General features: G+C 64.2%; 1 protein-coding gene. It reads left to right on the top strand.

The window, feature by feature from the left end:
* The coding region (locus AC1RPH_RS08315) for a hypothetical protein (RefSeq protein WP_481762115.1) at positions 1-274 on the top strand (274 nt) is incomplete at both ends.

Raw genomic sequence — 274 nt, 5'->3', positions numbered from 1 at the left:
GTTTGAGCCGGAACCGGACCGGTTCGGGGCTCGCGACTGCACGCGCGACGGTATTAGCTCGCGGGCAACGCATCTTAACGTAGTCAACGCCGATGGCCCCTTTGAACCCGACAGTGACGCGCCTGCCGTGCTGCTCGTCAATCATTACGCGGACGCGCTGTCGCTGGTTCCCGCCCAGCGCAACGAGAAAAGCGAATGGGAACCCGTGCCCGGTTGGCACATGGCGGGCGGTAACTACGGGGCGACGTCTGACGCGCGTTTTGGTGAAGCGTGC

This window comes from Dellaglioa sp. CoH-57-MRSF-16 (assembly GCF_056782055.1).
The sequence above is the reverse complement of the archived record's forward strand: the minus strand, read 5'-3'. Positions and strand labels throughout refer to the sequence as shown.